Annotated in this window: 17 protein-coding genes and 2 rRNA genes; 1 reads left to right on the top strand and 18 read right to left on the bottom strand. The window is 48.3% G+C overall.

Annotated elements, in window-relative coordinates:
• Positions 1 to 3: 3 nt before the first annotated feature.
• From Q7S09_03595 to Q7S09_03575, 5 genes are all read right to left on the bottom strand, one after another.
• Positions 4 to 1,134: a glycosyltransferase gene (locus Q7S09_03595; protein ID MDO8558242.1), complete on the bottom strand. Its 1,131-nt coding sequence runs from the start codon at positions 1,132 to 1,134 to the stop codon at positions 4 to 6.
• Entirely contained in the window at positions 1,121 to 2,167 is a 1,047-nt protein-coding gene (locus Q7S09_03590; protein MDO8558241.1) for a glycosyltransferase family 4 protein, read from the bottom strand. Before Q7S09_03590 ends, Q7S09_03595 begins: the two co-directional genes overlap by 14 nt.
• A 46-nt stretch (positions 2,168 to 2,213) precedes the next feature.
• Positions 2,214 to 2,573 (bottom strand): four helix bundle protein, encoded by a 360-nt coding sequence (locus tag Q7S09_03585; protein MDO8558240.1) that lies wholly within the window; start codon positions 2,571 to 2,573, stop codon positions 2,214 to 2,216.
• A 41-nt stretch (positions 2,574 to 2,614) separates the two neighbouring features.
• Entirely contained in the window at positions 2,615 to 3,778 is a 1,164-nt protein-coding gene (locus tag Q7S09_03580) for an NADP-dependent malic enzyme (GenBank protein ID MDO8558239.1), read from the bottom strand.
• Between the two features lie 174 nt (positions 3,779 to 3,952).
• A complete protein-coding gene (locus tag Q7S09_03575; GenBank protein ID MDO8558238.1) occupies positions 3,953 to 5,080 on the bottom strand; it encodes a glycosyltransferase family 4 protein in 1,128 nt (375 codons plus the stop codon).
• 70 nt (positions 5,081 to 5,150) lie between these two features.
• Between Q7S09_03575 and Q7S09_03570 the strand changes: the two genes are divergently transcribed.
• Positions 5,151 to 5,375, top strand: a complete 225-nt coding sequence (locus Q7S09_03570; GenBank protein MDO8558237.1) for a hypothetical protein — start codon at positions 5,151 to 5,153, stop codon at positions 5,373 to 5,375.
• Positions 5,376 to 6,031: 656 nt separating this feature from the next.
• Here Q7S09_03570 and secA read toward each other — a convergent pair.
• The 13 genes from secA to Q7S09_03505 all read right to left on the bottom strand — a co-directional run.
• Positions 6,032 to 8,896, bottom strand: a complete 2,865-nt coding sequence (secA, locus tag Q7S09_03565; protein ID MDO8558236.1) for a preprotein translocase subunit SecA — start codon at positions 8,894 to 8,896, stop codon at positions 6,032 to 6,034.
• A 56-nt stretch (positions 8,897 to 8,952) separates the two neighbouring features.
• Positions 8,953 to 9,501: an arginine decarboxylase, pyruvoyl-dependent gene (locus Q7S09_03560; GenBank protein MDO8558235.1), complete on the bottom strand. Its 549-nt coding sequence runs from the start codon at positions 9,499 to 9,501 to the stop codon at positions 8,953 to 8,955.
• Positions 9,502 to 9,588: 87 nt separating this feature from the next.
• The gene (locus tag Q7S09_03555; protein ID MDO8558234.1) at positions 9,589 to 10,560 is read right to left on the bottom strand and encodes a hypothetical protein; all 972 of its coding nucleotides are present in this window, start codon (positions 10,558 to 10,560) and stop codon (positions 9,589 to 9,591) included.
• A 154-nt stretch (positions 10,561 to 10,714) separates the two neighbouring features.
• On the bottom strand, positions 10,715 to 12,064 hold the full coding sequence (locus Q7S09_03550; protein ID MDO8558233.1) for a phosphoribosylamine--glycine ligase: 1,350 nt from the start codon (positions 12,062 to 12,064) through the stop codon (positions 10,715 to 10,717).
• Between the two features lie 134 nt (positions 12,065 to 12,198).
• Positions 12,199 to 13,143, bottom strand: coding sequence for a GNAT family N-acetyltransferase (locus Q7S09_03545; GenBank protein MDO8558232.1), 945 nt, complete (start codon positions 13,141 to 13,143; stop codon positions 12,199 to 12,201).
• Between the two features lie 8 nt (positions 13,144 to 13,151).
• Positions 13,152 to 13,568: a ribosome-associated translation inhibitor RaiA gene (gene raiA / locus Q7S09_03540; protein MDO8558231.1), complete on the bottom strand. Its 417-nt coding sequence runs from the start codon at positions 13,566 to 13,568 to the stop codon at positions 13,152 to 13,154.
• A 93-nt stretch (positions 13,569 to 13,661) separates the two neighbouring features.
• Complete coding sequence (gene murB, locus Q7S09_03535; GenBank protein MDO8558230.1) at positions 13,662 to 14,615, bottom strand: UDP-N-acetylmuramate dehydrogenase; 954 nt, start codon at positions 14,613 to 14,615, stop codon at positions 13,662 to 13,664.
• Entirely contained in the window at positions 14,606 to 15,232 is a 627-nt protein-coding gene (locus tag Q7S09_03530; protein ID MDO8558229.1) for an HAD family phosphatase, read from the bottom strand. Before Q7S09_03530 ends, murB begins: the two co-directional genes overlap by 10 nt.
• Positions 15,229 to 16,407, bottom strand: a complete 1,179-nt coding sequence (locus Q7S09_03525) for a saccharopine dehydrogenase NADP-binding domain-containing protein (protein MDO8558228.1) — start codon at positions 16,405 to 16,407, stop codon at positions 15,229 to 15,231. Before Q7S09_03525 ends, Q7S09_03530 begins: the two co-directional genes overlap by 4 nt.
• 250 nt (positions 16,408 to 16,657) lie before the next feature.
• Positions 16,658 to 18,430, bottom strand: a complete 1,773-nt coding sequence (locus Q7S09_03520; GenBank protein ID MDO8558227.1) for a hypothetical protein — start codon at positions 18,428 to 18,430, stop codon at positions 16,658 to 16,660.
• Positions 18,431 to 18,472: 42 nt separating this feature from the next.
• A complete protein-coding gene (locus Q7S09_03515) occupies positions 18,473 to 19,339 on the bottom strand; it encodes an FxLYD domain-containing protein (protein ID MDO8558226.1) in 867 nt (288 codons plus the stop codon).
• Between the two features lie 252 nt (positions 19,340 to 19,591).
• A 5S ribosomal RNA gene (gene rrf, locus Q7S09_03510) occupies positions 19,592 to 19,708 on the bottom strand.
• Positions 19,709 to 19,999: 291 nt separating this feature from the next.
• A 23S ribosomal RNA gene (locus Q7S09_03505) occupies positions 20,000 to 22,949 on the bottom strand; the annotation flags it as partial.

Raw genomic sequence — 22,949 nt, 5'->3', positions numbered from 1 at the left:
TTATTATGAATAACCCAGAAGCTTAAGTAACTGATCTGTATGGGATTCTATACTAAAATCTTTTGCCCTAATGATACTTGCTTGCGAAAGTCGCGCGCGTAGCGCGTTATCAGCCATCATGCTACGCATAGCAGCCGCGAGCGATTCTACATCATCAGGCCTTACTAAAATAGCGTTCTTGGCTTGAGTGACCGCTTCCCTTATGCCCTCAATATCTCCTGCAATGATCGGCTTCCCCGCTGCCATCGCCTCCAATAGCGCCACTGGGAGTCCTTCCCAGCGCGACGGCAAAACGAAGCAATCCCCCGCTGCCAAAAACTCTCGAACGTCATTCTGAAAACCAAGGAAGCGCACTTGTTTTTCAATATGCAGCTCCGCCGCAAGTTGCTGTAATATTTCCCGTTCTTCTCCATCGCCAACGAGAATAAGAAGGCCATTTTGAAGCTTAGCAAAAGCCCGCAGCAATACATCAACTGCTTTTTGACGGATGAATCGCCCTATCCATATGAAAATAAAAGCCCGTTCTGGATATCCGAGTTTCGTTCGAATGCCCTTGGATTCAAGTCGTTCATAGCGGCGGATATTTATTGCGCTCGAGATAACAGAGATTTTTCGCTCGGGGATGCCGTGTCGGATAAGCGAGTTCCTAGCTTCATAGGTCACCGCCACAATATGGGTTGAAATTTTCGCAAGTAGCCAATCTACCCGGAAATGCCGTCGAGACTTGGTACGCTCATATACGTTCTGTTCGAACGCAACAATCATCCGAACTCCCGCAAGCCATGCGGTAATACGTCCTACCGTGTTCGCAAGCCATAAATGCGTCACCACCGCCCGTGGATGCCAAGAATATAACAAGCGCCAAAGTCGTATCCACGCGAAAAAATCAAAAAGATTCTGAAAACAAATCGTTTGCCACTGGAGATGGGATTTATGTAGAGCATCGGCAAAGCTTGCTCCAGGTTTTTCCGCTCTTAACGTGATCAATCGCACATCGACATCGCGATCGAGTAGCATATTAATATCATCGATCACCAATCGTTCTGCTCCGCCGGGATAAAGCGAATTGATAATAATGACGATTGCATTTCCTGGTTTATTATCCTTTCTTTTTTCTATGCTATAAGATTTCATACTGCGCACATACATTATACACCAACCGCTCGATACCATGGCGCGTGTCCACATAATCGCGCAACCTTCTGCGAATATCTTGCCTCCGGTCCTCTGATAGACGTAGCGCCATTATAAGCTTCTGCGCAAGATCGTGAGTGTCCCCTTCCGAAAATACTAAATCCTTGGAGAGAATTTCAGCAAATGAACGATTACAAACCAGTGGAATCGTTCCGCAGGCCATAGCTTCAAGAATCGTTTTGTCATAGGAGCCGGTTGGCGTCGCATTAATAAATATTTCGTGAGCATTGTAAATATGAGGGGTGTCGGTATTTCGAACAGCCGGTACAAACTTCACTATCCCTTTTTTAAAAAGTGGGAGAGCTAGTTCATGGATCTTCGCCTCGTAAACATCATCGGCTTTCGGTGCGGAGCCCACAACAGATAACGTAAAGCTTGACCCGCCAGCGTCAAGGAGTTTTGCGGCTTCAAGCACTATCTCGATATGCTTCACGGGCGAGATGCGGCCCAAAAAAAGAATCGAGTTTGGCGTCCTGGATACGCGCTCATCTTTGCGGAAAAAATCAGTATCAATGCCTGCGGGCATCCGTTGCGCACGAGGAAAACGGGCTGCATGCGCATGCGGCGACGTATAGAAGATGCGATGGGCCAAAACATAAGCCAAGCGGGCAAGCCACCCGCCCTCCGGATGGTTTCTCCACAAGAAGATATTTACGCCCCGCATTTTCCAGAACACCCACCCCAAGAGCACATAGATCGCATTCATATGCACAAATACTCCGTCTATCTTGCGGGTCAGTGCGAAGCAGAACTTCCAGAACCTGAAGAGCTGCCTTATTTTTGAATACCCTTTCTCCTTGCCAAGCGAGTACACCGAAACATTTTTTGGCAATGCATGCGTTCCTTCGTAAAGGCATAGCACCTCTACTTTCTCCAGATGTTTCGCAAATTCTTCGAGCCATCGATGAAAAAACCCTAAAACGGCATCGTCTTTGTCTACCTTTTGAGTGATGATAAGTAGTCGCTTTAGCATAGGGAGGGTAGTGATTATGTGACCGAGTGACAGAGTGAGTGGCAGGTCAGCTTCGCTGACTATTTATAAATCCTCTTAAAAGTTTCAGTACCTCATTGTGAAGCCCAGAAGCTTTTTGATAATTCACCTGATCTGTATAACCAATGTCTTTGGAGAACTCAATATAACATTCGAGTTCGGTCAGAGATCCAAGAGCTATATTATAAAAATGCAACTGATCTTTGCGAGTCATCCGAATATATCCCTCCGATATGTTTGCGGGAACAGACAATGCAGCCCTTCGCATTTGCGATATTAAACTGAATTGCTCTTCCTTGGGAAATGTTGAAGTAGTCTTATAGACCATGAGAGCTAATTCATAAGCTTTCTGCCAAACTATGAGAGTTTTATGACTTGCTACTTTCATAAAAATATCTACTCCAATCACTTTGTCACTTAGTCACTCCGTCACTTTGTTATGGCTCTCGAAACCGCCCGGACAACGTCTTTAGAAAAAATGGATGGGATGATCTTTCTCGGACTTGGGTTCGAAACACACGAAGCAAGATTTTGTGCCGCGCGGATGAGCATCGCGTCCGTTATTTGCTTCACCCGATTATCCAACGCTCCGCGGAATATCCCGGGGAATACTAGCGCGTTATTTATCTGATTCGGGAAATCGCTTCTGCCGCTTGCGACTATAAAAGCCCCCGCAGCTTTGGCGTGATGCGGAAATATTTCCGGAATCGGATTTGCAAGGGCAAAAATGACGGGTTTTACGTTCATGCCTTGCACCATCTTTGCAGTTACAACGTTTCCCGTGCTTACGCCAATGAACACGTCCGCTCCTTCAAGACACTCGGCAAGAGGAATATCGTGTATTTTCCCGCGAACAAGGTTGGCGTATGCCGGACGGGTCAGGCGGGCAAGCTCGGCCTTGTAGCCATCGAGTCCTCGGCGTCCCTTGAATATGAGACCCCGTCTGTCGCATACCAAAAGACCGGTGATGCCATATTTATAAAGAAGTTTTGCTATCGCGCCTCCTGCCGCTCCGGCTCCGTTAATGACGACTTTCGTGCTCTTCTTGCTCAGGCCCTTCAATTTCAATGCGTTAATAAGCGAGGCAAGCACCACCACTGCCGTGCCATGCTGGTCGTCGTGCATCACGGGAATATCGAGCTCTTTTTTTAACCGCGCTTCTATTTCAAAACAGCGCGGAGCGGATATGTCCTCGAGATTAATACCCCCGAAACCTGGCGCAATATACCGCACCGTTCTTATAATCTCTTCTGTATCCTGGGTATCGAGGCAAATGGGAAACGCGTCTATGCCGGAAAATTTCTTAAAGAGAATCGCCTTTCCTTCCATTACGGGAAGCGCCGCCTGGGCCCCTAAATTACCCAGTCCGAGAATAGCCGAGCCGTCCGTGACAATGGCAATACTGTTGCGCTTCATGGTATAGGCGTACGCGGACTTTCTGTCCCGGAAGATCTCCCGGCTCACCTGTGCAACGCCGGGCGTATATGCTAAAGACAGGTCGCTCCTGCCGGAAAGCGGCATTTTGCTTTGCATCGCCAGTTTACCGCCATATTTTTTGTGGAACGCAAGAGCGTCACGATAAACTTTTTCCATACCCTACGGTCTTAAGCACAAGACGAAACCCATGAGCGGCTTAGCGGAGAGATAGCTACAATCATGTGCGCCGAGCCGTAAAATTTCGCTGTTTGAGGAGTTCGCGACGAGTTCGAAATTTTTCGAAGCGAGGCGCATTATGATTGCCTATCTCGAAGCGTTAAGCGAATGGGTTTAGTCCTGCACGCACTTCTCCCAACTTTCTTTATACTTCTTCAGGGCTTCCTCGTGAGACGGCATCATCCGGATAGTTTTTCGCGCCTCCGCGCTCAAGCGCTCTCGTAAGTCCGCGTCTTTTTCCAACTGTTCTATGGCGCGCTCAAGCGCTCTTTCGTCTTTACGCGGAATAATGATGCCGTTTCTGCCGTTAAGCAAAATTTCTCCGGCAAGCCCCACATCGGTCATGACGGTGGGAAGGCCTGATGCCATCGCTTCCACCACGACTCTCCCCCATCCTTCGGCATGCGATGTAAGAAGAAACGCATCCGCGCTCATATAATACGGCAAAAGGTCCTGCTGGACGTCCGCAAAAATGACATTTTGCGCCACGCGCAATTTCCTGGCCAAAATTTCAAGCACATGCCTTTCGGGCCCGTCTCCCACAATAACCAACGCCGTTTTCGGATAGCGCTTCACCGCGTCAGAAAGAGCCCAAATTTGCATACCAATATTCTTTACCGGATTCAATACGCCGACTGTGAGCAAGAAAAAATCGAAGTTGGCGTATCGCTCTTTCAAAAACTTATCTTTTTCTGCCGCAAGATACCGGTCCGCTCTCGCCTCAACGGGGAATACCGAGATACGGTTATCGGAAATGCCGAGTTTATCTCTTAACGCCGTGCGCAACCTCTCGCTCACCACGCGGATACAACACGCGCTCTTCAGCACTCTAAGACTTATCTGATGCCGCAGTAAATTTGCGGGACTGGACCACTTCCAGTATCCCGTTGAATAAAAATCTCCGTGAAGTTCAATCTGGACGGAAATATCATATGTTTTGCCGAGTTTTGTGGCTATCCAGCCGAATTCGAATGGGTCTTGGGCGATGATAAGATTAATGGGCTCTTCCTTCAGGGCGCGTCCCGCCATTTTCTTCAGATCAAAAAATGACCAGAATCTGCTCCTTGAGTTTGTCGGAATAACGCGCACGTTTGACGAAAGACTCTCCTTCTCAAAACCTTTTTGCGTAGGTACAAGAATGACAAGCGCGTCACAAATCTTCCCGCGCTCGCGCATGCGAGCTTGGGATTCGCTTCCTTTCTTGAAAAGCGTCTTGTCGTGGCTAAACAACAGAATCCTCATAAATTGTTGACAGTATTTTTCATATATACTACCATGAAACTGTTAAAATTTGAGTTGAAGGAGGGCTTAGATGGCCAAAGTAGTGAAGAAGGGCAAGAGCGGTCCTTCGTGGGTCGGCATGAAGCTGAAATGTCCGCATTGCGATTGTACTTTCAAGCTAGAAAGAGGCGACAGGGTGGAAACCGTACCCGACCAACGCGACGGCGATTATTACAAGGTCTCGTGCCCCGAATGCCATGGAATGGTTACCAAGAGCGTTTCGCCTTCGGTCTCATGGGACCCGATGGATCGCTGAACGTCCACGAATATCCGTCGAGAGTCTACTCTCCAACCCCGACCCAACTCGCAAGAGAAGGGTTTTTCTTTTTTCAAATGTTCAAAAATTCCAGTGGCACGTCTTGGAGATTTTCCACCAGAATGTCTCCGTTCTGATTTATCACTACACCGCCAGCGCTTTCTATTTCTCTGGTATTTCCCATAACACTTTTATGCTTTAAATACTGTTACACATGGATTCCTCTTATTTCAAGCCATTTCTCGTCTGTGACACCGCTAGATTTGCCGATTTATAGAAAATGTCATGCGGATTTATTAACTCTCTGACATGCCTCTTTCTCGTATTTGTTTGCCTGGTATCCATTTTTCATTGATTCCACGAGATAGAATAACGGGAATAGCAGCGGCACCTTCGTAAACTGCTCTACATGAACAACTTCGTGGCCGTAAGTGTTGCTGTCAGCTGCATCGGACAATAACACTGTATTTCCTAGCGTAAATCCCCTTACTCTACGTTTAAGAAATATTTCGTTCACCAACAATCGTTTTACTTTTATAATTATCACTGGCTTTGCTTTGTCTATTTTGATACTCGTGGGAAACAATAGTAATCCATAAAACAGCCCCAGCAAACTCCATGGAAAATTCAGAAAATAAGGGACAATTTTCATGTTTCTACGCTCCATGACACTTTTTGTATTTTTTCGGACGTCCATCGGGTTGCTTTGCTCCGCACGGGCAGGGATCGTTACGTCCGACTTCCGGTTTTTTTATCGCAGGCTGTCCGCTCCGGCGTTCCGTTTCGGTTTTCATCGGAGAATCCTTGCCGAAAATGTCGCGACGTTCTTCTCGGATCTCTCCGAGCTTCTGACCGTGCTGCGATACGGCCCCGACCTTAAATATGGTCTGGGCAACCATTGCTTCATAGGCCTTGAGAAGCTGCTGGAACTGCTGATGTCCTTCGTTCTTATACTCGATCAGAGGATCACGCTGTCCGTAGGCGCGAAGCCTTACCGAATCACGGAGATGCTCCATGGCTTCCAGGTGGTCCATCCATAACATATCAAGCGTCTGCAGTAACACTGCTTTTTCCGCATCGCGCAGCACCTGTTCGCCAAGTTGTCCCTCTTTTGCCTCATACGTAAGATTGGCGTATTGCACGAGCTCTTCCGCAAGCGCCTCGGGGTTCTCAAAGCCTTTTTTGGCATCTTCGTAGAGCTTCTCTGCGTGTTCGCGCTTCAGCGGAAGCATCTTGCCAACAGCATCAAGAAAGCTTTTTGCATTCTCCGAAGAAGTTTCTTCGGTGTGAGAAGAAGCGTGAAACGACACGACGTCGCGCAGCTGCGCCTCTACCATGGAAAGCACAATGGGTTCGGTCCCCGGCCCCTTCTCATCTTCCGAGTGTTCAAGAATTTCTTTGCGTTTCTTGTAAATGATCTCCCGGTGCTTGTTCATCACTTCGTCGTACTCAAGCACATGCTTGCGGATATCAAAATTATACCCCTCGATGCGCCCCTGCGCCTGCTCTATGGCACGGCTTATCATACGATTTTGTATTGCTTCGTCTTCCGGAACCCCCAGGCGCTCCATAAGAGAGCGTATTTTGTCTCCGCCGAATATGCGCATCAGATCATCTTCCAAAGACACGAAAAATTGGGAAGAACCCGAATCTCCCTGGCGTCCCGCACGGCCCCTAAGCTGATTGTCTATTCTGCGCGCTTCGTGTCGTTCCGTACCGATAATATGCAATCCTCCAAGCTTCTTCACTTTTTCCGCCTCTTCGGAATCTGGCGGATTTCCGCCCAAAATAATATCCACGCCTCGGCCGGCCATGTTGGTTGCAACCGTCACTGCCCCGAATCTCCCCGCTTGAGCAATGATCGCACCTTCGCGTTCATGGTTTTTTGCGTTAAGCAATTCATGAGAAATTCCTTCGCGCTTCAAAATTTCCGAAAGATACTCATTTTTTTCTATGGAAACGGTGCCAATAAGCACGGGTTGTCCTTTTTCATGCCTGGCTTTTACCTCGCGGGCCACCGCCATGAATTTCCCTTTCTCGCTCTTGAATACCAGATCGGCCTGGTCGCGCCGGATCATTGGCTTATGCGTGGGAATAGTGACAACATCGAGCTTGTATACTTTATGGAACTCCTCTGCGTTCGTCGCGGCGGTTCCGGTCATGCCCGCAAGTTTCTCGTGCATGCGGAAATAGTTTTGAAAAGTGATGGTTGCAAGGGTCCTCGATTCTTCCTGAACCCTCACGCTTTCCTTTGCTTCAATGGCCTGATGCAATCCCTCTGAATATCTGCGGCCGGGCATAAGACGCCCCGTGAACTCATCGACAATAACAATCTCCCCGTCTTTGACGACATATTCTTTATCAAGATGATAAAGCGCATACGCCCGCAAAGAACTCTCCAGTGCATGCACTTCGCGTATCCTGCCTTCTTCATAGAGATTCCCTCCACCAAGCATTTTTTCCACTTTCGTGATGCCCGCATCAGTAAGCGTGACTGCGCGGAATTTTTCGTCCACAATATAATCTTCGCTTGGCGCTAATTTTGGCACCATGCGCGCGAATTGTTCATAGAGTTTTGAGGATTCCATGTCGGGCGCTGAAATGATGAGTGGCGTGCGCGCTTCATCAATGAGAATGCTGTCAACCTCATCCACGATGGCATAGAAGTGGTCTTTCTGCGCCATGCGCCTTCTGTCATACACCATGTTGTCTCTAAGATAGTCAAAGCCGAATTCATTATTTGTGCCGTACGTGATGTCTGCCTCATACGCTTCGTGCCGCTCCACGGGACGGAGATAGGATTGCTCAACTTTAAATCCGCCGATAATATCGCGCTCTGCGTCATGCATATCGTCTTTTTCGATACCCTCCCCCCTTTGTCTGCCCTTGTTCGCCATTTGCTCACCGCCTCCGTGTTCCTGGGAAACATGGAAGTTCGGATCATAGACGAATGCCTGATCATGCACGATAACGCCGCACGAAAGACCGAGGGCATGAAATATTTGCCCCATGAGCACGGTATGGAGCCGCGCAAGATAATCATTTACCGTAACCAAATGCGCTCCGCGGCCCAAAAGCGCATTGAGATAGAGCGGCAGGGTGGCCGTGAGTGTTTTTCCTTCTCCGGTGCGCATCTCGGCGATCTGTCCGCGGTGTAGCACAATGCCGCCGATCAATTGCACGTCAAAATGCCGCTGATGGAGCGTGCGCTTGGCCGCCTCCCGAACCAGCGCAAAAGCTTCCGGAAGTATATCGTCCAGCGTCTCTCCCGCATCGCCCGTCTCCTCCGAAGACCCAAATTCTTCAGGAAAATTCTCTGTTTTTTCGGGATGCGAAAGAGAAGGGCTTGCGTGCAAGCGAGAAGTAATACGTTTTTTCAGTTCTTCTGTTTTTTTCGGAAGGTCCGCGTCCGACAACTTCTCGAACTCCTCCTCAAGCCCATTTATCGCGTCCACGATAGGCTGAAGCTCCCGAACAACTCGTTCGTTAGGATCCCCGAAGATTTTGGTGAATAAAGACATAAAACAAGAAACGATACCCTCATAGGGTATCGTTTTTAAGAGCAGAAATCAAGTCTTCACGGCAACAACACCGCTGCGGCAATCACCGTCGTCCAAAGACCGTCTTTGTTGCCGATGGCGGATTGCGTCATGTTAGAGGTACGCACAATCTTGCCGCTCATCTTGTAAATCTGCTCCCGCTCGTTCCAAGCTGTATTGGGGTCAAACTCAATTCCAAGCGTCGTGGCTAACATGCTTGCCGCTAGGTCCTCCGCGTATTCCCCGGCTTTTTGATCGGTCTCGCCATGGGCATGATGTTCTGAAAGGTAGCCGTGCTGGGTCTCGTCCGCAGGGATTGCAACGCCTACCGACGCCGCGATCAGACGATTAGGTTCATTGGTGCTTAGGCGGTCATATATACAAAACACTATCTGGCCGGGACTGATGAACTTCACTCCATCCTCTTTGCTTATCTTTTTGCATCTGGGTGGGAAAATGCTGGACACCAGAATGAGGTTGCAATGCGCGATGCCCGCCTGCCGCAATGCCATCTCAAAAGAAGCCAACTTTTCTTTGTGGACTCCAACTCCTTTCGTAAAAAACAATTTTGTGGGAATCATTAATATAAACTCAAAATGCAAAATTACAACATAAAACCCGGTAACTTTCGAGTTTTTAGTTGAAGTTTTGACTTTTGACTTTCAACTTTTGAATTATTGCCTCCTTGCGACCGAGAAAATAAACGATTTATATATCCTGGCTTCCCCGAACTTAAGCTTATAGGTTGTAAGCGCTTTCTCGCCTCCCGCAAAATCCGCATGAGTAAAACCTGCCGCTTTCAAAAATGCAAGGTCTTCCAGGTTCAGTGCATCGCCGAGGTCTTTTGAGGAATAATCATGAAGACCGATTGCCGCATAGTAGGTGGTGGAATTCGGGATAGCCCAACCGGCGTTAATGCCCGCAACATGCCCATCAACGATAAACGCCCGCGCGTAAGTCGTGCCACGAAAATCGTTTTCAATATAGGCATCATACATGGCCGTATATACGCGGTCAGACGCCCTGCGCATGCTCTTCCATACCTTTGGTATGGCGCGTAGCGCTTCTTTGGAAACTTCCCGCGCATCACGAACCTCCACGCGGTGCTCCCGATAAAATTTCACCTTCGCATTGCGTAAATCCTTATACCGCCCGCCCGCCAGAAACGTATCGAACTTCGTAAGGTCAAACACGGGCCAGAGCAACGTGTAGTTAATAGAACGCGCACGTAAGTTCTTCGGCAGTGCCCCTAAAAGCTCACGCCGCGTTCTTTCATGAAGCTCCAAATTCACCCGCCGCACCAGTCCCGCCCCTGGCGGGACGGTGCGAGGTTCCGCTCCATGCGACTGCGCATGGAGCTCCACTTTTTTTTGCGATGCGTCGCCAAGAACATATTGCAAAAATTCAATCAAAATTGCTGCGCGCCTTTCGGGGGAGGCTACGGGTTCAGAAAAAACATCCCATGTTTTTGGATCACGATGCGTAAGCAGAGCGCTTCCATCTTCAAATCTCACCAGAATCGTTTCCTTGTAATCCGCGCCACTGTAAATATAATGATCTGTGTTGTGCTCCGGCGCATAACCGAATCTCCCGATACTTTCCTCTATCAGCGGCCGGGATTTTTCAATATCGGTATAAAATTCCATTGATAAAAATATGGGTAAGGGCGAGGCAGACTTCAGAACTTTAAATTTTGAGTGCAGTTCTAGGCGTTTGTGAGGAGCTAAGTAAGGCGTAGTTAATGCTACGCCGCACGAGCACCGGAGCAAACAACAACGAAATGCGCCGAAATTTAAAGTTCTAGTAAAGATACCCCCACATATGCAGTTTATCGCTATCTTCCGCCCACTTGGCGCCGATGTCGGTGCGGTAGAACATGTTCTGCAACATAATATTCGAAATGCGGCCGTAGAGCTGTTTTCGCGCTTCTTCAACCGTAAGGCCGGAGCCCGTAACCACCAGCGCATACCCAAGCTCTCCCGCAACGCGCCAATCGCCATCAACGAGCTTTACGTCGCCCAAGTGAATGCCGTCAAGATTCGGCTTTTTAAAAAGAATGGAAAAATCCTTGTAAATACTGAACTCATCCTCATCCGCATAGGGAAAGGGCGGCACGGCTACTATCGCGCCTACCTGGAATCCCTTACGGACCTTAATCTCTCCGGGCTGACGCGAGGCCATGTTATACAAGAGGTCCCCCATATCTTGCGCGATACCCTCCATCTGGATGGAAATGGTTGGATAGCCGAACCGCGAGGTGAATTCCAGAGGATAGATGCCACGCGCATTGGCAATGCAGTTGATATCAATATACCCTGTGTAACCGGCGTTTTTCAGGTCATCGCGCATTTTGGCAAGCGTGCTGTTGAAAATGGTATTGGCCGGAGACCAGTACATCAGCGTTCCCATCTCGCCGGTATAAGGACCGATGTCCCCCGGGAAAAGTTTTTTATGTTCGAAATTGATATTGATGGGATACAGGAAATCTTCCCCGTTAAAAAATGCGCCCACGGCCACTTCTACCCCGGTTGCAAGCTTTTGTATCTGAAAACGTTTTATCTTTTTTTGCCAGCTTTCTTTGTTGTGCTCCAGAACCTGCAAAATATCCTTGCCATCCTCTTCTTCGCCCAAGAACACGATACCGCGCATGTCGCCATACGTTCCCTGCGATGGCTTGAACACGTACCGGCCGGGGTTCTCCTTCAAGAACTTTATACCCTCGTCAAAATTCTCAAAATCCCAGTGCGGTAGCGTGAGCATGCCTACGCGCTTCATTTCTGCCTGCCCGAACTCCCGATCCTCTTCAAGACGATCGGTATAGGCACTGCCGCCTACGATAAGCTTCCCCTTTTTTCGAAGCGCATCAGCTTCTTTGCCGAAACCGACATCATCAAAAACAACAACATCGGCCCAATCAATAAAGCTTTTCCAATCCTCTACTTTATCAAAAAAGCCATCGTAAACATCGCGCTCTTTTTTATTATCAATGTAGGCCTTCACCTGATGTCCCTCCGTTTTCAGCTTCCATGCAACGTCGCCGCTCAAACTTTCCCACGACACAAATAAAAAATTCTTCTTTGGTTTGTCGGCTGAAGGCACGACGCTCTCCTGCTCAATTCCATTTCCATTTTTTTTCTCATCGCTTGCCATATACGTTTATCGTATACTCGTTAGTCCAGAGTTACAATGCGAAATAGTGTGGATAACCCTTTGCAAATTAAAAATTGTTTAATTGCGAATTGCGCATTACGAATTTTAATCCGCAATCCGTAATTCAAAATTCCCTAATTTTTAACTATCGAAAATTGGTGTGTTTTGTGCGTTACAACGTCCCCGAACTGCCTCTTGAACGCAAAAAGTTTTTTGTCGCTACCCCCAAGGTCAACGGCCGTAAAACCTTGTTCCTGCATCCATCGAAGATCTTCCATAAGAGAAACTTCACCGAGTCCCCAGTGGGCATAGCTGTGCAGGCTTATGGCCATATAATACGTCTTTGAATTCGGGACAAGCCATCCTGCCATCAGTGCCTCGGGTCTACCATCGACCACGAGCGAGCGTGCACCGATGGTGCCGGCAAAACTATCGTCAATAAGGGCGTGGTACGCGCCCGATACGCTTTGATGCGAGGCCCGCCGCCCCTTTTCCCAGCGCCACACAAGATCGTGAAGCTCATCCCTCCCTATATCCACGGCACTTTTTACTTTGACGCGATGTTCGCGCAAAAAACGGCTTTGCGTATTCCGCAGGGATTTATACCGGGAACCAGGGTACTCCGGGTCGTGTTTTTCCAGATCAAGGACCGGCCACAAAAAAGTCTCTGCGATCGCGCAAGAACGAAGATCGGGGTGAACCCCGTTAGAAGTCGCGTCCCGCTTAGCGGGACTACTTCTAACGGGGTGAAGTTTTTTTAGAAAATCCCTGCGGGTTTGGGAAGTGAGCTCCACGGTAACCTTTTTTGTTTTGGCGGATTCAAAAGCGGCTTGGGAAAATGCGACGAGCAACTCCGCTCGTTCCTCTTTTGGGGCGAGGGGTTCTGCAAAAAGATACCATTGGGTATCGGAGACCTGCGCAAGCAGTCCCCATCCTTCCGGTGTATTAAAAAAAATATTCTGCAGGTCCGGCTCGGCAGAATGAAAAAAGTAGTCCGTATTATGTTCCGGACTCCAGCCGAAAACATCAATACACCGCTGGATAAGCGGCCGTGCTTCACGAGCATCGTCGTGTCTCATAAATCCCGTCATTGCTCACCGTCCGCCACATCCTCTGCTATGCTACTTTTGCGGAAGCGCGCAAAAGGCGAAAGATGCAAAAGTTTTTTTATGGACCGCGCACCGCGCCGAAAAAGCGTTTTGCGCTTCCCCTTAAACTTCAGGATCTCGTTATGCAGTTCTTGACGGACCTCATCAATGGCCGATCGTACATCTTGAGTTTGGGCTTCGGCACGTATGGTCTTGCCGCCAAGATGCACATTCGCCTTTGCGAACATTACGTCGCCATGTTCATGATGATGGGTTGAGCGACCGACCTCAACAAGAGCGCTTGAGGAATGGGCGTCCGAACCAATAAAATGTGAGAGCCCTCCGATGCGCTCTTCAATGTACTGCTTAAGCGCCGGCGTAAGTTCAATGCCGATACCTTTGATGTCCAGATGCATAGTTGGGCAATCACGAATTTACAGATATTACGCGAATGTACGGATTCGCGAATGGATTCATTCGCAATTCGCGTTATTCGCGTGATATTCGCATCATTCGCGATCCTCAAATCCAATATACCGTATTTCTTCCTTAAGTTCAATACCAAACCTCTCCATCACACGGAGCTTGGCGGTATCAATAAGATGTAAAATGTCTGACGCGCTGGCCTTTCCATGATTAATGATAAAGTTTGCGTGATGAGAAGAAAATAAAGCGTCGCCGACTCGATATCCTTTCAATCCTGTTTGCTCCAAAAGCCATCCCGCAGATAGATATCCCGTCCTATTAATGCCGCTCTTCCAATCCAATCCGCAATCCGTAATTCGCGATTTATCATTTTCCGTTAATAGTACCCCTTTAAACGTACTGCCCGCAGTCCATGCCCCCAATGGTTGTTCCTTTATACGTTCGGTGCTTTTCTGCCGTATCTGTTCCATGCTTGCGGCGATATCTTTGGCGTCCCCTTTCTTTAGTTTAAATGTCGCCGACACAACAATATCGCCCATTTTCTTTAGATTGGAATGCCTATAACCCGGTTCCAGTTCTTTATAATCCACAATCCGTAATTCGTAATTTTTCAAATCTAACAATTCTACCGAATAAACCACGTCTTTCGTCTCTCCTCCAAAACACCCGGCATTACCGAATACCGCACCTCCCACCGTGCCAGGAAGCCCCACGGCCCATTCCAGACCCGTAAGGCCGGCTTTTTGGGCTTCGGCCACCACTTGCCCCATGGTGCATCCGGCGTCCGCCACAATAAGGCCATCCTTAACCGAAAGAGATCTGGCGACAATGCGAATGACCAGCCCACGAAAACCTGCATCGGATATCAAGATGTTTGCTCCCCCACCGAGAACCACAACCGGAACATTTTTTTTCTTTGCAAATTGCGAGGCTTCCTTGAGTTCATCTGTGTTTTTCGCCTCAACAAAAAAATCCGCCGGCCCGCCTACCCGAAAGTTTGTATAAGGAGCGAGTAGAATGTTTTCTTTCAGTTCCATAATACGCCAAGCTTTTTGAGATCGCGTCTAAGCAGCTGAATATTTTTAAAGCGAACGCCGTACATGCCAACCCTCTGCGCTCCGCGAACATTCTCGGCAAGATCATCGATAAACACTGCTTCTCGCGGCTTTATGCCTGCTTTTCTGAGTGCATAATGAAAAATTGCGCTACCGGGTTTGCACAAGCCAATAAAACACGAGAGAACAACCGGCTTGAAGTACTTGAAGACACCCCATCGAGCGTTCGCGATAGCGTGTTCGTGGACTATATCGGAAATAAGACCAACCGTATAGCGATGACGAAGTGCCAAGACGAGTCTCAAGAGAGGCCGAGAGATTTTTTTGTTCCTCTTATACACCTCAATAAACGTACGCCTTGCTTTACGACCCTTCGGCGTAGTAATGCCGAAATGGGCGCAGGCCTTGCGTGCGAGCGACACGCTTGTTATTTCCCCTTTGTGCAAGGGTTCGACCCATGGATCGTAAAACTTTTTAATCCGTTTTTGGGAAACCCGCGTAAGCGTAGCAAGCGCTTTCACAACATTACTCAATGATCCTGATACAATCACTCCGCCCAAGTCGAAAAAAATCGCCCTGATATCTGGTCTTTTCTTCATCGCGTTTTAACGTTTATGCCGAACTGCTTTATCCGCTTCAAAATGCGCTCGCGGTTGTCTTTCGGCAGTACTTCGGGCGGCATGGTGCCGTATTTTTGTATGTGCGGAATTTCCAGCGCAAACACGGCGGCGCACGTTCCTGCAGGATGGGCGACATAGGTAGAATGTATGTCCTTTTTGAATAGCGTCTTTTGCGATGGGAACGGAACCCAGTAGGCGATTTTTCTTTTCTTGGGCCCAGTTGCTTCGATAAAAAACGCGAAATAGCCATCCCGAACCACTCCGGTTGCAACCAGGCGCTTGAGTTCTTTTGGGGTCGGCGGTTGGCGCATGATGCGCATCGTAAACTCCAGCGGAGTCAGCGTTATGCCGCGAATGCGCATGGGTTTTTTCTCAAGAAGCCCCAGAGCAACCATTATGCGCGCCGCTTCGTCGTCGCAACCTGCCGAACGCACTTCGATCTTCCCGACGCTGAGATACTGGGGAATGGTGAATGCCTCATTATTCATGATCGCGTACGTTGTGTGTCGACCGAACGGTTTTGGGAAATTAAACTCCTCGGGGTCGGAAAATCTCTTCAGAATACTGAATTTCCCATTTCGATACACAACGGGCCTGGAATATACCTCATCAATCGCGGCTGACGGCGACCACGTTGATATGTATGCGGAGGCTTGCAAGTCCTCAAGCAACCGTATGCTCACATTCTTTAAGTTTCCAAGTACTTCTTGGGCTTCGGCAACAAGAAGATTGGTAAGACCCGGCGCAACTCCCGCGTCGAACAGGGCAACGCGCCTCTGTTTCCTAAACTCTTTATCAAATGACAAGTGTTCTATCCGATAGGGCATCTTCGATCTTCCGTCATCAAGCCCAAGATATGCTTCAAGGTCCTGGTAGTGTGCATGAACGCGAAGCGCAAGTTTCAAAATGGGAACGTTCAGCCAAGGAGAGGCTGCATTAATGACAAGATCGCTCCCTTTGGCAAACTTTTCCATTTTTGTGCGATCCGCAACATCTGCGCCGAAGATTTTCACCTTCGGATGCGATTTTACAAATTCTGCCGCGATGCGTTTGTTTTTTGCAACGCAAAAAATCCGCTCGACCTCTTTTTGCCCCGCGAGCGTATTAATCAGCACTGACCCCGTCGCCCCTGCTCCAACAACAAAGATTTTCATAAAGAAAAACTTCTCTACTTCGCTCTAAGAATAACATTTTTAGATCGGCGGACGGGGACCCATGAAATGGGCAACCGCCGGAACTCCGCCTAAAAGCTCCCCTCCCTTAAGCAATGCGCTTTTTTGGTCGTATTTGGGTGCTTGGCAGAATTTCGGAACTCAAGAGGGAGTCTTGCATTTAAAATTTGGGGTGTTGAGACGGTCGCCCTCTTGGTGAAGAAATTCTGCCAAGCACCCAAATATAATTTTTCTATCTCATCACATCGGCTCCCTTCACATACCAATCCCGCTCCCGCGCATTGATAATATACACCCCGTCCCATGAGCGTCCCGACGGCGCAAACTGCTCACCCGGAATATTTATCCAGTGCTTGGTGCCATCCCCATTTATTTCCCACACCCTCGGATCTCCATCCGCCCGCACCCAAGCGGAAAGCTTATATTGCGCAAGTTCTTCCGGCGAAACCTCAATAACCTGTGCAAATCCCAAATGCCCATAGAATTCGAAGATATCGGCGCTCACAATATGCCTCTTAAATTGCCCTTTGGTGATGTAGACCTTGTAGTCGCCGCGAGCGCGCAATAGCGATCCCTCAGGATATTGAGAAATAACTGCCGATGAAATAGGACTTGGGGACGGCTCTGTGACCGTGGAAAGACGGAGCGTGAACGTTCGTACAGGATCGTTGTCTTTAAAGTCTGCCGTAGAGACTTTGCTGAAAGGAATAAGGAGATAGGTCGCATCCGGAGAAAGCGCCACAGACATACTCAAACTTCCTCCAACGCTGTCTGCTGCAGAAACCCTATGAGATGAGCCCTCCATTTTGATAAGTACAAGACGGTATGCCGATAGTGCATCCGGAGAAGTTAGGGTAATATACAATATCCCGCCCGCACTCCCCAAAACCCGGTAAGCAGTATTCGTCCAGTCCTTGGCAGTGAACACGATCTCTCCGGTTTCGGGGATATCCGTTGGAGAAAGATGGAAGGTGCGAAGACGGGAATTGAAGTAGCCATATCGCGAATCCACCGAAATGTCATTGAGATAATTCGCGATAGTCCAGTTGGTAAATAGGTCTGTAAATATCGCAGGCTTGCCGATGGCCACCGCAGCTTCTTCCAAAGAAGAAAAACCGACCGTTTTAATACGCATCATCTCGCGAAAAATATTCGCAGAGTATTGATCGGCTAGATACTGCCCAAAAAGAGCGATGGGACCGTAGTCGTGGGGACTGTTGCGCCACTCGGTAAGCGAATCGGAGGGGCTGCGCAGGAATGTGGTGACCCGATGCTCTAGGTTTGAACCGCCATATACCGCGTCATACCCCAAAAGCGTCGGCACGTACTCGCTTCTTACCTCGTTCAGCCATACGTCATCGCTCATCCCCACCACTTTATCCTTCCAGTAAAAACTGATGAGGTGCTGAAATTCGTGCGCAAGAAACATTTTCGCGCGTCCTGCAGGAATAAACCGAGTATTGAGATACAACATCTCGCGTTCGTTGGAATCGGATATCTCAATGCGCGGAAATTCATCACGGGGATTGAAATACCCGGCGGTTTGTTCCGAGAGCTGGGTAAGCAGGATGGTGATGCGCAGATCCCCGTCTATGCCGGGCTCCCACGGCGTACCGAAAGTCTGCGTGACCAAGGGATAGATGCGGGTATCGAATTCCGTAACAAGTTTTTGCACCTCGGCCAAAAATGCGGACTTTTGGTCAATGCTCAGCCCGTTGAGGTAAGCACTGTCAATGTAGAGATAGGCTTTTTCTCCTGTAAATTGGCGCACCGCGGTAATGGACGATCGGTTTTTGTGATCATATGCCGCTTCGACAAAAAATGTTGTCTCTTCCCCATCCCTTGGGGGCGAGATGCTTAAGAGCGAATTATGCGGAGCGCTTATGCTTTCCGGGTTTGGAGACAATGCAGTGTCTGCATGTGCTACTCCGGCAATCAAAAAAAGAATGCCGGAGGCAAACAAAGTTATAACCAATTGCTTCTGTAACGACGAAATTCTTCGCATAACAACTCATGCCCAATCCCCGGAAACAGAAAGGTTATGTGGTTAGAAACGTATTCCTTTTGAAGGCACCGGCACTTCTTCCTGAAACCTTTCCCGGTTTTTCCCGTAACGAACAAGGAAATTCTCGTTTGCAAGAAGATTTGTATATGCATCCACGTCAAAGCGGCTCACATCACTCAAGGGATATGGCCAACGAACCTCAAAAAAACGCTGATCGCCATTTTTGAGCGTTCGCATTTCGGTAACTCCAATAGCAAGTTCCTTACCGGAGTCGTCCTTAAGCACCACAACAATATCAACTTGCCCGAAATCAAAGCCGGTCTGATTGACCACAACGCCGGAGGCCTTATAGCCCGCGGGCGACGATCTCTCGAAAACCGGAGAAAACTCTTTATTGCGGACGTAAAGATTGGCACTGGCAAATTCGTTCACCTCGATCCATACTTCATCAAACATCGTAAGCCTTACGGAAGCAACCGGCTTTGAAGTTTCCAGACGCTGTTCTCCGATGCGCTTTTTCTCCCGTGGTAAAATGTATGATGTGCCTTTCCGCGATGCAAGCACTTCTCCTTCCGCATCAAGCAAAGCAAATTCGTATCCAAACGATGGCGAGCCGAAATCAATGTTTTTGTTTTCCACCTCTCCGATAACGTCGTATGCGGATTCTGAAACTTTAAAAAATTGCGTCCGCAACAAACTCACCGCCCCATACATCGGCTCTTTCATGCATGCAAGCGCACATATGCCTCCGCAGTCAATGTCTTGTTCGTTTTGATTTTTGATCCCGTCAGAACAGGTCGGCTGGGGACGCGTAACACGCCATACCCAAAAAGAAACTCCCAGCACCACTATAAGAAATATAGTGGCAATGATGATCTGTTTATAGAAGCGGCGAAATGCCGTATGCATATGTAACATCTTACCAATAAAAATGGAGTTCGCAAAGGAAACAAAAACGACCCTTCCGGGTCGTTTTTATATGGGTTTTTGAAGCCATTGCAGCACTTTGTACGCGGGTCATATGCTCCGGTGGAGCATATGACGGGCAACTTCTGTGTTTCTGAAAATTGAAAGGTTGCCCCGGAACCGACCCACTCCCCCCTCGGAATAACCGCTCAATACAAAAACTCCCTCGCGGGAGAATTTGCTTTTACCTCAGAAAGCCGGCGACTACCTACTCTCCCTAGGGTATACACCCTAAGTACCATGGGCCTTGGAGGGCTTAACGACTCTGTTCGGGATGGGAAGAGGTGTGGCCCCTCCAGAATAATCACCAGCTTTCTGAGGTAAAGACCTCAGAATTTTTGTTTTTGTATATAAGTCACATAAAACGCAGAATGCGAAAGTATTGCTCGTTCGCTCCAAATAAATTTGAAGCGAGTCCGTGTAGTGTTTGTGAGCGATTTAGTAGCGATGTTTCATATTTTAAGAAAATTGCAAGCAAACTTTGACTGTTTGAGTCCGCTACCGGCGGACGAGTTTCAAAGTTTGCGTAAAGCAATTTTCGAAAAAATATGCCAATCGCTACGTCAAGCGAACAAACAATACCGGACGAGCACTATTCTTTCATGGTTCCGCGGTCTCGGGATATTAGTAACGCTCGGCTTAATGCCTTACGGCACTTCCACCTGCGTCCTATCAACGTGGTAGTCTCCCACGACCCTGATAACGAAACGTAATCTTAGGGTGTGCTTCGCGCTTAGATGCTTTCAGCGCTTATCACGTCCCGACATAGCTACCCAGCAATGCCGCGGGCGCGACAACTGGTACACCAGAGGTCAGTTCATTCCGGTCCTCTCGTCACATATTTCCTTTATCACTAAAGGTGCTGACTATATCTTCACCCATCCCGCTTATGCGGGATTAGGGGACGGCATGTGATAGAAGAGTTTACTTCCTATCTCATCCGCGCAAGTTTTTAGACTTGCGGGAATCAGTCGATACGGGGTCAGAAACTAAAATTTTCAGCAATTCTTCTTTGGTTTTCTTGCGCTTAGTCACATAATTACCGTTTTGAATGGTCAAAATGTGCCCAATAAGCTTCAGTAAATCCGATCTTGCAAGACACTTCACGCTCTTTTGATTCAGAAGATTAGCAGCTTGGTATAACGCTAGCGCCTGCTCTTTTTTGAACCTGATGAACGGAAGCAAGTCTTTCAGAATATCTCGAATTTGCGCATACCCATTTACTCGTAATTCGGTCATGCCATCGTTTCTTCTGGATACATACCCGATACCGAGCTTTTCACGTATCCAGTAAAGCTGCTCCTCATGACGGCTATCTTGATAAAAACAGATAGTGCACATGAAGCGCCTTTTCAGTTTTCCATCCTTTCGTTTCTTGATCTGCAACATCAAACTTCCATCGCCATCAAGAAAACCGGCGATATACGCTAAATCAATTTTAGTTCGACTTCCCACGGTATTGTCTTAATTAATTCTGGTCCTCAAGTAAATTGTACCAATATTTGCAGGACCGCAACAGTACTGGTTATCAACAGACCGAGAATATCTTAAGATTTCACCGTTATTAGCCGTGTTGTCATCGCGGATTACTCCGCGAAGTAGCAATAGGTACTTTGTACCTTACTAGGAACGAGTCCCCTCACGTTTCAACGCCTGTGGCAGATAGAGACCAACCTGTCTCACGCATGTTTCTTCACGCATTACTGCGTGCATTGGACTGTAACCTCATCCGTTCTGGATGGCTGACGTTCAGTCTCTACGGGCTCTCCATGAGAGATTCCCTCGGTATTGTCCACTTCGAAAAGTTAGGATTTTACCGATACTAGTCAGCTTGCCATTACATATTCCTATGTAATGCCGCCGTGAATTTCGTATGTCGACTTTCGCGGGGGTTCAAACGGGTCGAACGATCGAATAATCAATCGCTCGACGGTTTGAACCCAACTCGCGTACCTTTTTAATTGGCGAACAGCCAAACCCTTGGGAGCTTCTCCACCCCCAGGATAAGATGGGCCGACATCGAGGTGCCGAACCTGGTCGTCGATGTGGACTCTTGGACCAGACTAGCCTGTTATCCCCAGAGTAGCTTTTATCCGATGATCTTCCGCCTTCCTACGAAGAACGGTCGGTTCACTATGTTCCGCTTTCGCGACTGCGCGGCGTGTGTGCCTTGCAGTAAAGCTGACATTTCCCATTGCGGGACCACTCCGATGTCCATCCGGAGCTAGTCAACCTTAATAAACGCCTCCGTTACGCTTTAGGCAATTGCGTTCCCTAATATTCCTAACTTATATCGCATCGATGGCAATATGTGTGGCTTGATAATTTCAACAAATTCTCCTACCGTTTCGCTCGTGATAAGCAATTGATGCAGATCTCGCTGTTTCCTTAGAACCATTTCAACCCCGAACTGATCCTGTATTGTCTTTATCAATCGACGGAGCTCCGATACGGTAAAACTTTGTGTGTTTAGAATCAATGCCCGATGCCGTTTTGATTTTATCGAGCCATCGTCCATGAACCATACTGCCAGAACCATAGGTGAAAGCCATTTATGAATCAACTTCGGCAGAATTTTATGCTTATGTTGGTAGAATTGTTGAGCATAAAACCTGAATGCGCCATGACTTATCGTCGAAAACCAAATCTTTTTATATTGAACACCGTTCACGACCTGATCTTTTTCTTGTGGAGGAGTTAATACCCAGTCTTTGAAAATCTGGTACAACCACTCCGTATATTCTTTCTGCCAATGCGTATGTTCGATTTTCAATCGATACGTCCGGCCATTATTTTGGGTTTCTAAATGGCCATCTCCCAACAAGAGCCCGATCACGATTTCTCGCTGGTAATCGGACAACTTGAGTCCTAATTTATAGGCCTCGATAACATTTGATCTCATAGTATTAGGTGATCCTCGGAAGGATCCTTACAGTCGCCCGTAAGTTCAGACTATATCACCACCCGACCGCCTAAGCGGTTTAGGGTGCCAAGCGTGTAGTCGTTGAGGGGTTAATTCTGACTGCATCAGAACAACTTCCCTGCTGATAAACTGCGTTTAACATTTTTCACCTTCTCGACGAAAGTATGTTAAACCCTGCATCCATTGAAGGAACAGTTTTCCCAGCATATAGCTTAGTTTGCGTCTACGGTTGCCCGTAGACCGCCCCTGCGGTATCGCTTCGCGCAAAGCGCGAGGTAACGGATACGATACCGCGTTGAGGCAAGCGCCCCACTTAAACTGCCCAGCAGGCACTGTCCCGGACCGTTTTGACCGTTCCGGTTAGTACATGCAATTTTCAAGATGGGTGTTGCATTGGCGGCTCCAGCGCGTCCGAAAACGCGCCTTCAAAGCCTCCCCACTACGCTACGCATGAAAACCGCAGGCACAATAAGAAGCTGCAGTAAAGCTTCTGGGGTCTTTTCGTCTTGCCACAGGAAGTGAGCATCTTCGCTCACACTGCAAGTTCACCGGGCGGCTCGTTGAGACAGTCCCCCAGTCGTTCCGCTATTGATGCGCGTCGGAACTTACCCGACAAGGAATTTCGCTAGA

Source organism: bacterium, assembly GCA_030649025.1.
In the GTDB taxonomy this organism is placed as follows: Bacteria; Patescibacteriota; Minisyncoccia; order JAUYLV01; family JAUYLV01; genus JAUSGO01.
This window is presented reverse-complemented; position numbering and strand designations above follow the sequence as displayed.

Excerpts from the sequence above, each read along its gene's own strand:
- Q7S09_03595 (MDO8558242.1), bottom strand. The coding sequence starts at position 1,134 with ATGAAATCTTATAGCATAGAAAAAAGAAAGGATAATAAACCAGGAAAT.
- Q7S09_03590 (MDO8558241.1), bottom strand. The coding sequence starts at position 2,167 with ATGCTAAAGCGACTACTTATCATCACTCAAAAGGTAGACAAAGACGAT.
- Q7S09_03585 (MDO8558240.1), bottom strand. The coding sequence starts at position 2,573 with ATGAAAGTAGCAAGTCATAAAACTCTCATAGTTTGGCAGAAAGCTTAT.
- Q7S09_03580 (MDO8558239.1), bottom strand. The coding sequence starts at position 3,778 with ATGGAAAAAGTTTATCGTGACGCTCTTGCGTTCCACAAAAAATATGGC.
- Q7S09_03575 (MDO8558238.1), bottom strand. The coding sequence starts at position 5,080 with ATGAGGATTCTGTTGTTTAGCCACGACAAGACGCTTTTCAAGAAAGGA.
- Q7S09_03570 (MDO8558237.1), top strand. The coding sequence starts at position 5,151 with ATGGCCAAAGTAGTGAAGAAGGGCAAGAGCGGTCCTTCGTGGGTCGGC.
- secA (MDO8558236.1), bottom strand. The coding sequence starts at position 8,896 with ATGTCTTTATTCACCAAAATCTTCGGGGATCCTAACGAACGAGTTGTT.
- Q7S09_03555 (MDO8558234.1), bottom strand. The coding sequence starts at position 10,560 with ATGGAATTTTATACCGATATTGAAAAATCCCGGCCGCTGATAGAGGAA.
- Q7S09_03550 (MDO8558233.1), bottom strand. The coding sequence starts at position 12,064 with ATGGCAAGCGATGAGAAAAAAAATGGAAATGGAATTGAGCAGGAGAGC.
- Q7S09_03545 (MDO8558232.1), bottom strand. The coding sequence starts at position 13,143 with ATGAGACACGACGATGCTCGTGAAGCACGGCCGCTTATCCAGCGGTGT.
- raiA (MDO8558231.1), bottom strand. The coding sequence starts at position 13,568 with ATGCATCTGGACATCAAAGGTATCGGCATTGAACTTACGCCGGCGCTT.
- murB (MDO8558230.1), bottom strand. The coding sequence starts at position 14,615 with ATGGAACTGAAAGAAAACATTCTACTCGCTCCTTATACAAACTTTCGG.
- Q7S09_03530 (MDO8558229.1), bottom strand. The coding sequence starts at position 15,232 with ATGAAGAAAAGACCAGATATCAGGGCGATTTTTTTCGACTTGGGCGGA.
- Q7S09_03525 (MDO8558228.1), bottom strand. The coding sequence starts at position 16,407 with ATGAAAATCTTTGTTGTTGGAGCAGGGGCGACGGGGTCAGTGCTGATT.
- Q7S09_03520 (MDO8558227.1), bottom strand. The coding sequence starts at position 18,430 with ATGCGAAGAATTTCGTCGTTACAGAAGCAATTGGTTATAACTTTGTTT.
- Q7S09_03515 (MDO8558226.1), bottom strand. The coding sequence starts at position 19,339 with ATGCATACGGCATTTCGCCGCTTCTATAAACAGATCATCATTGCCACT.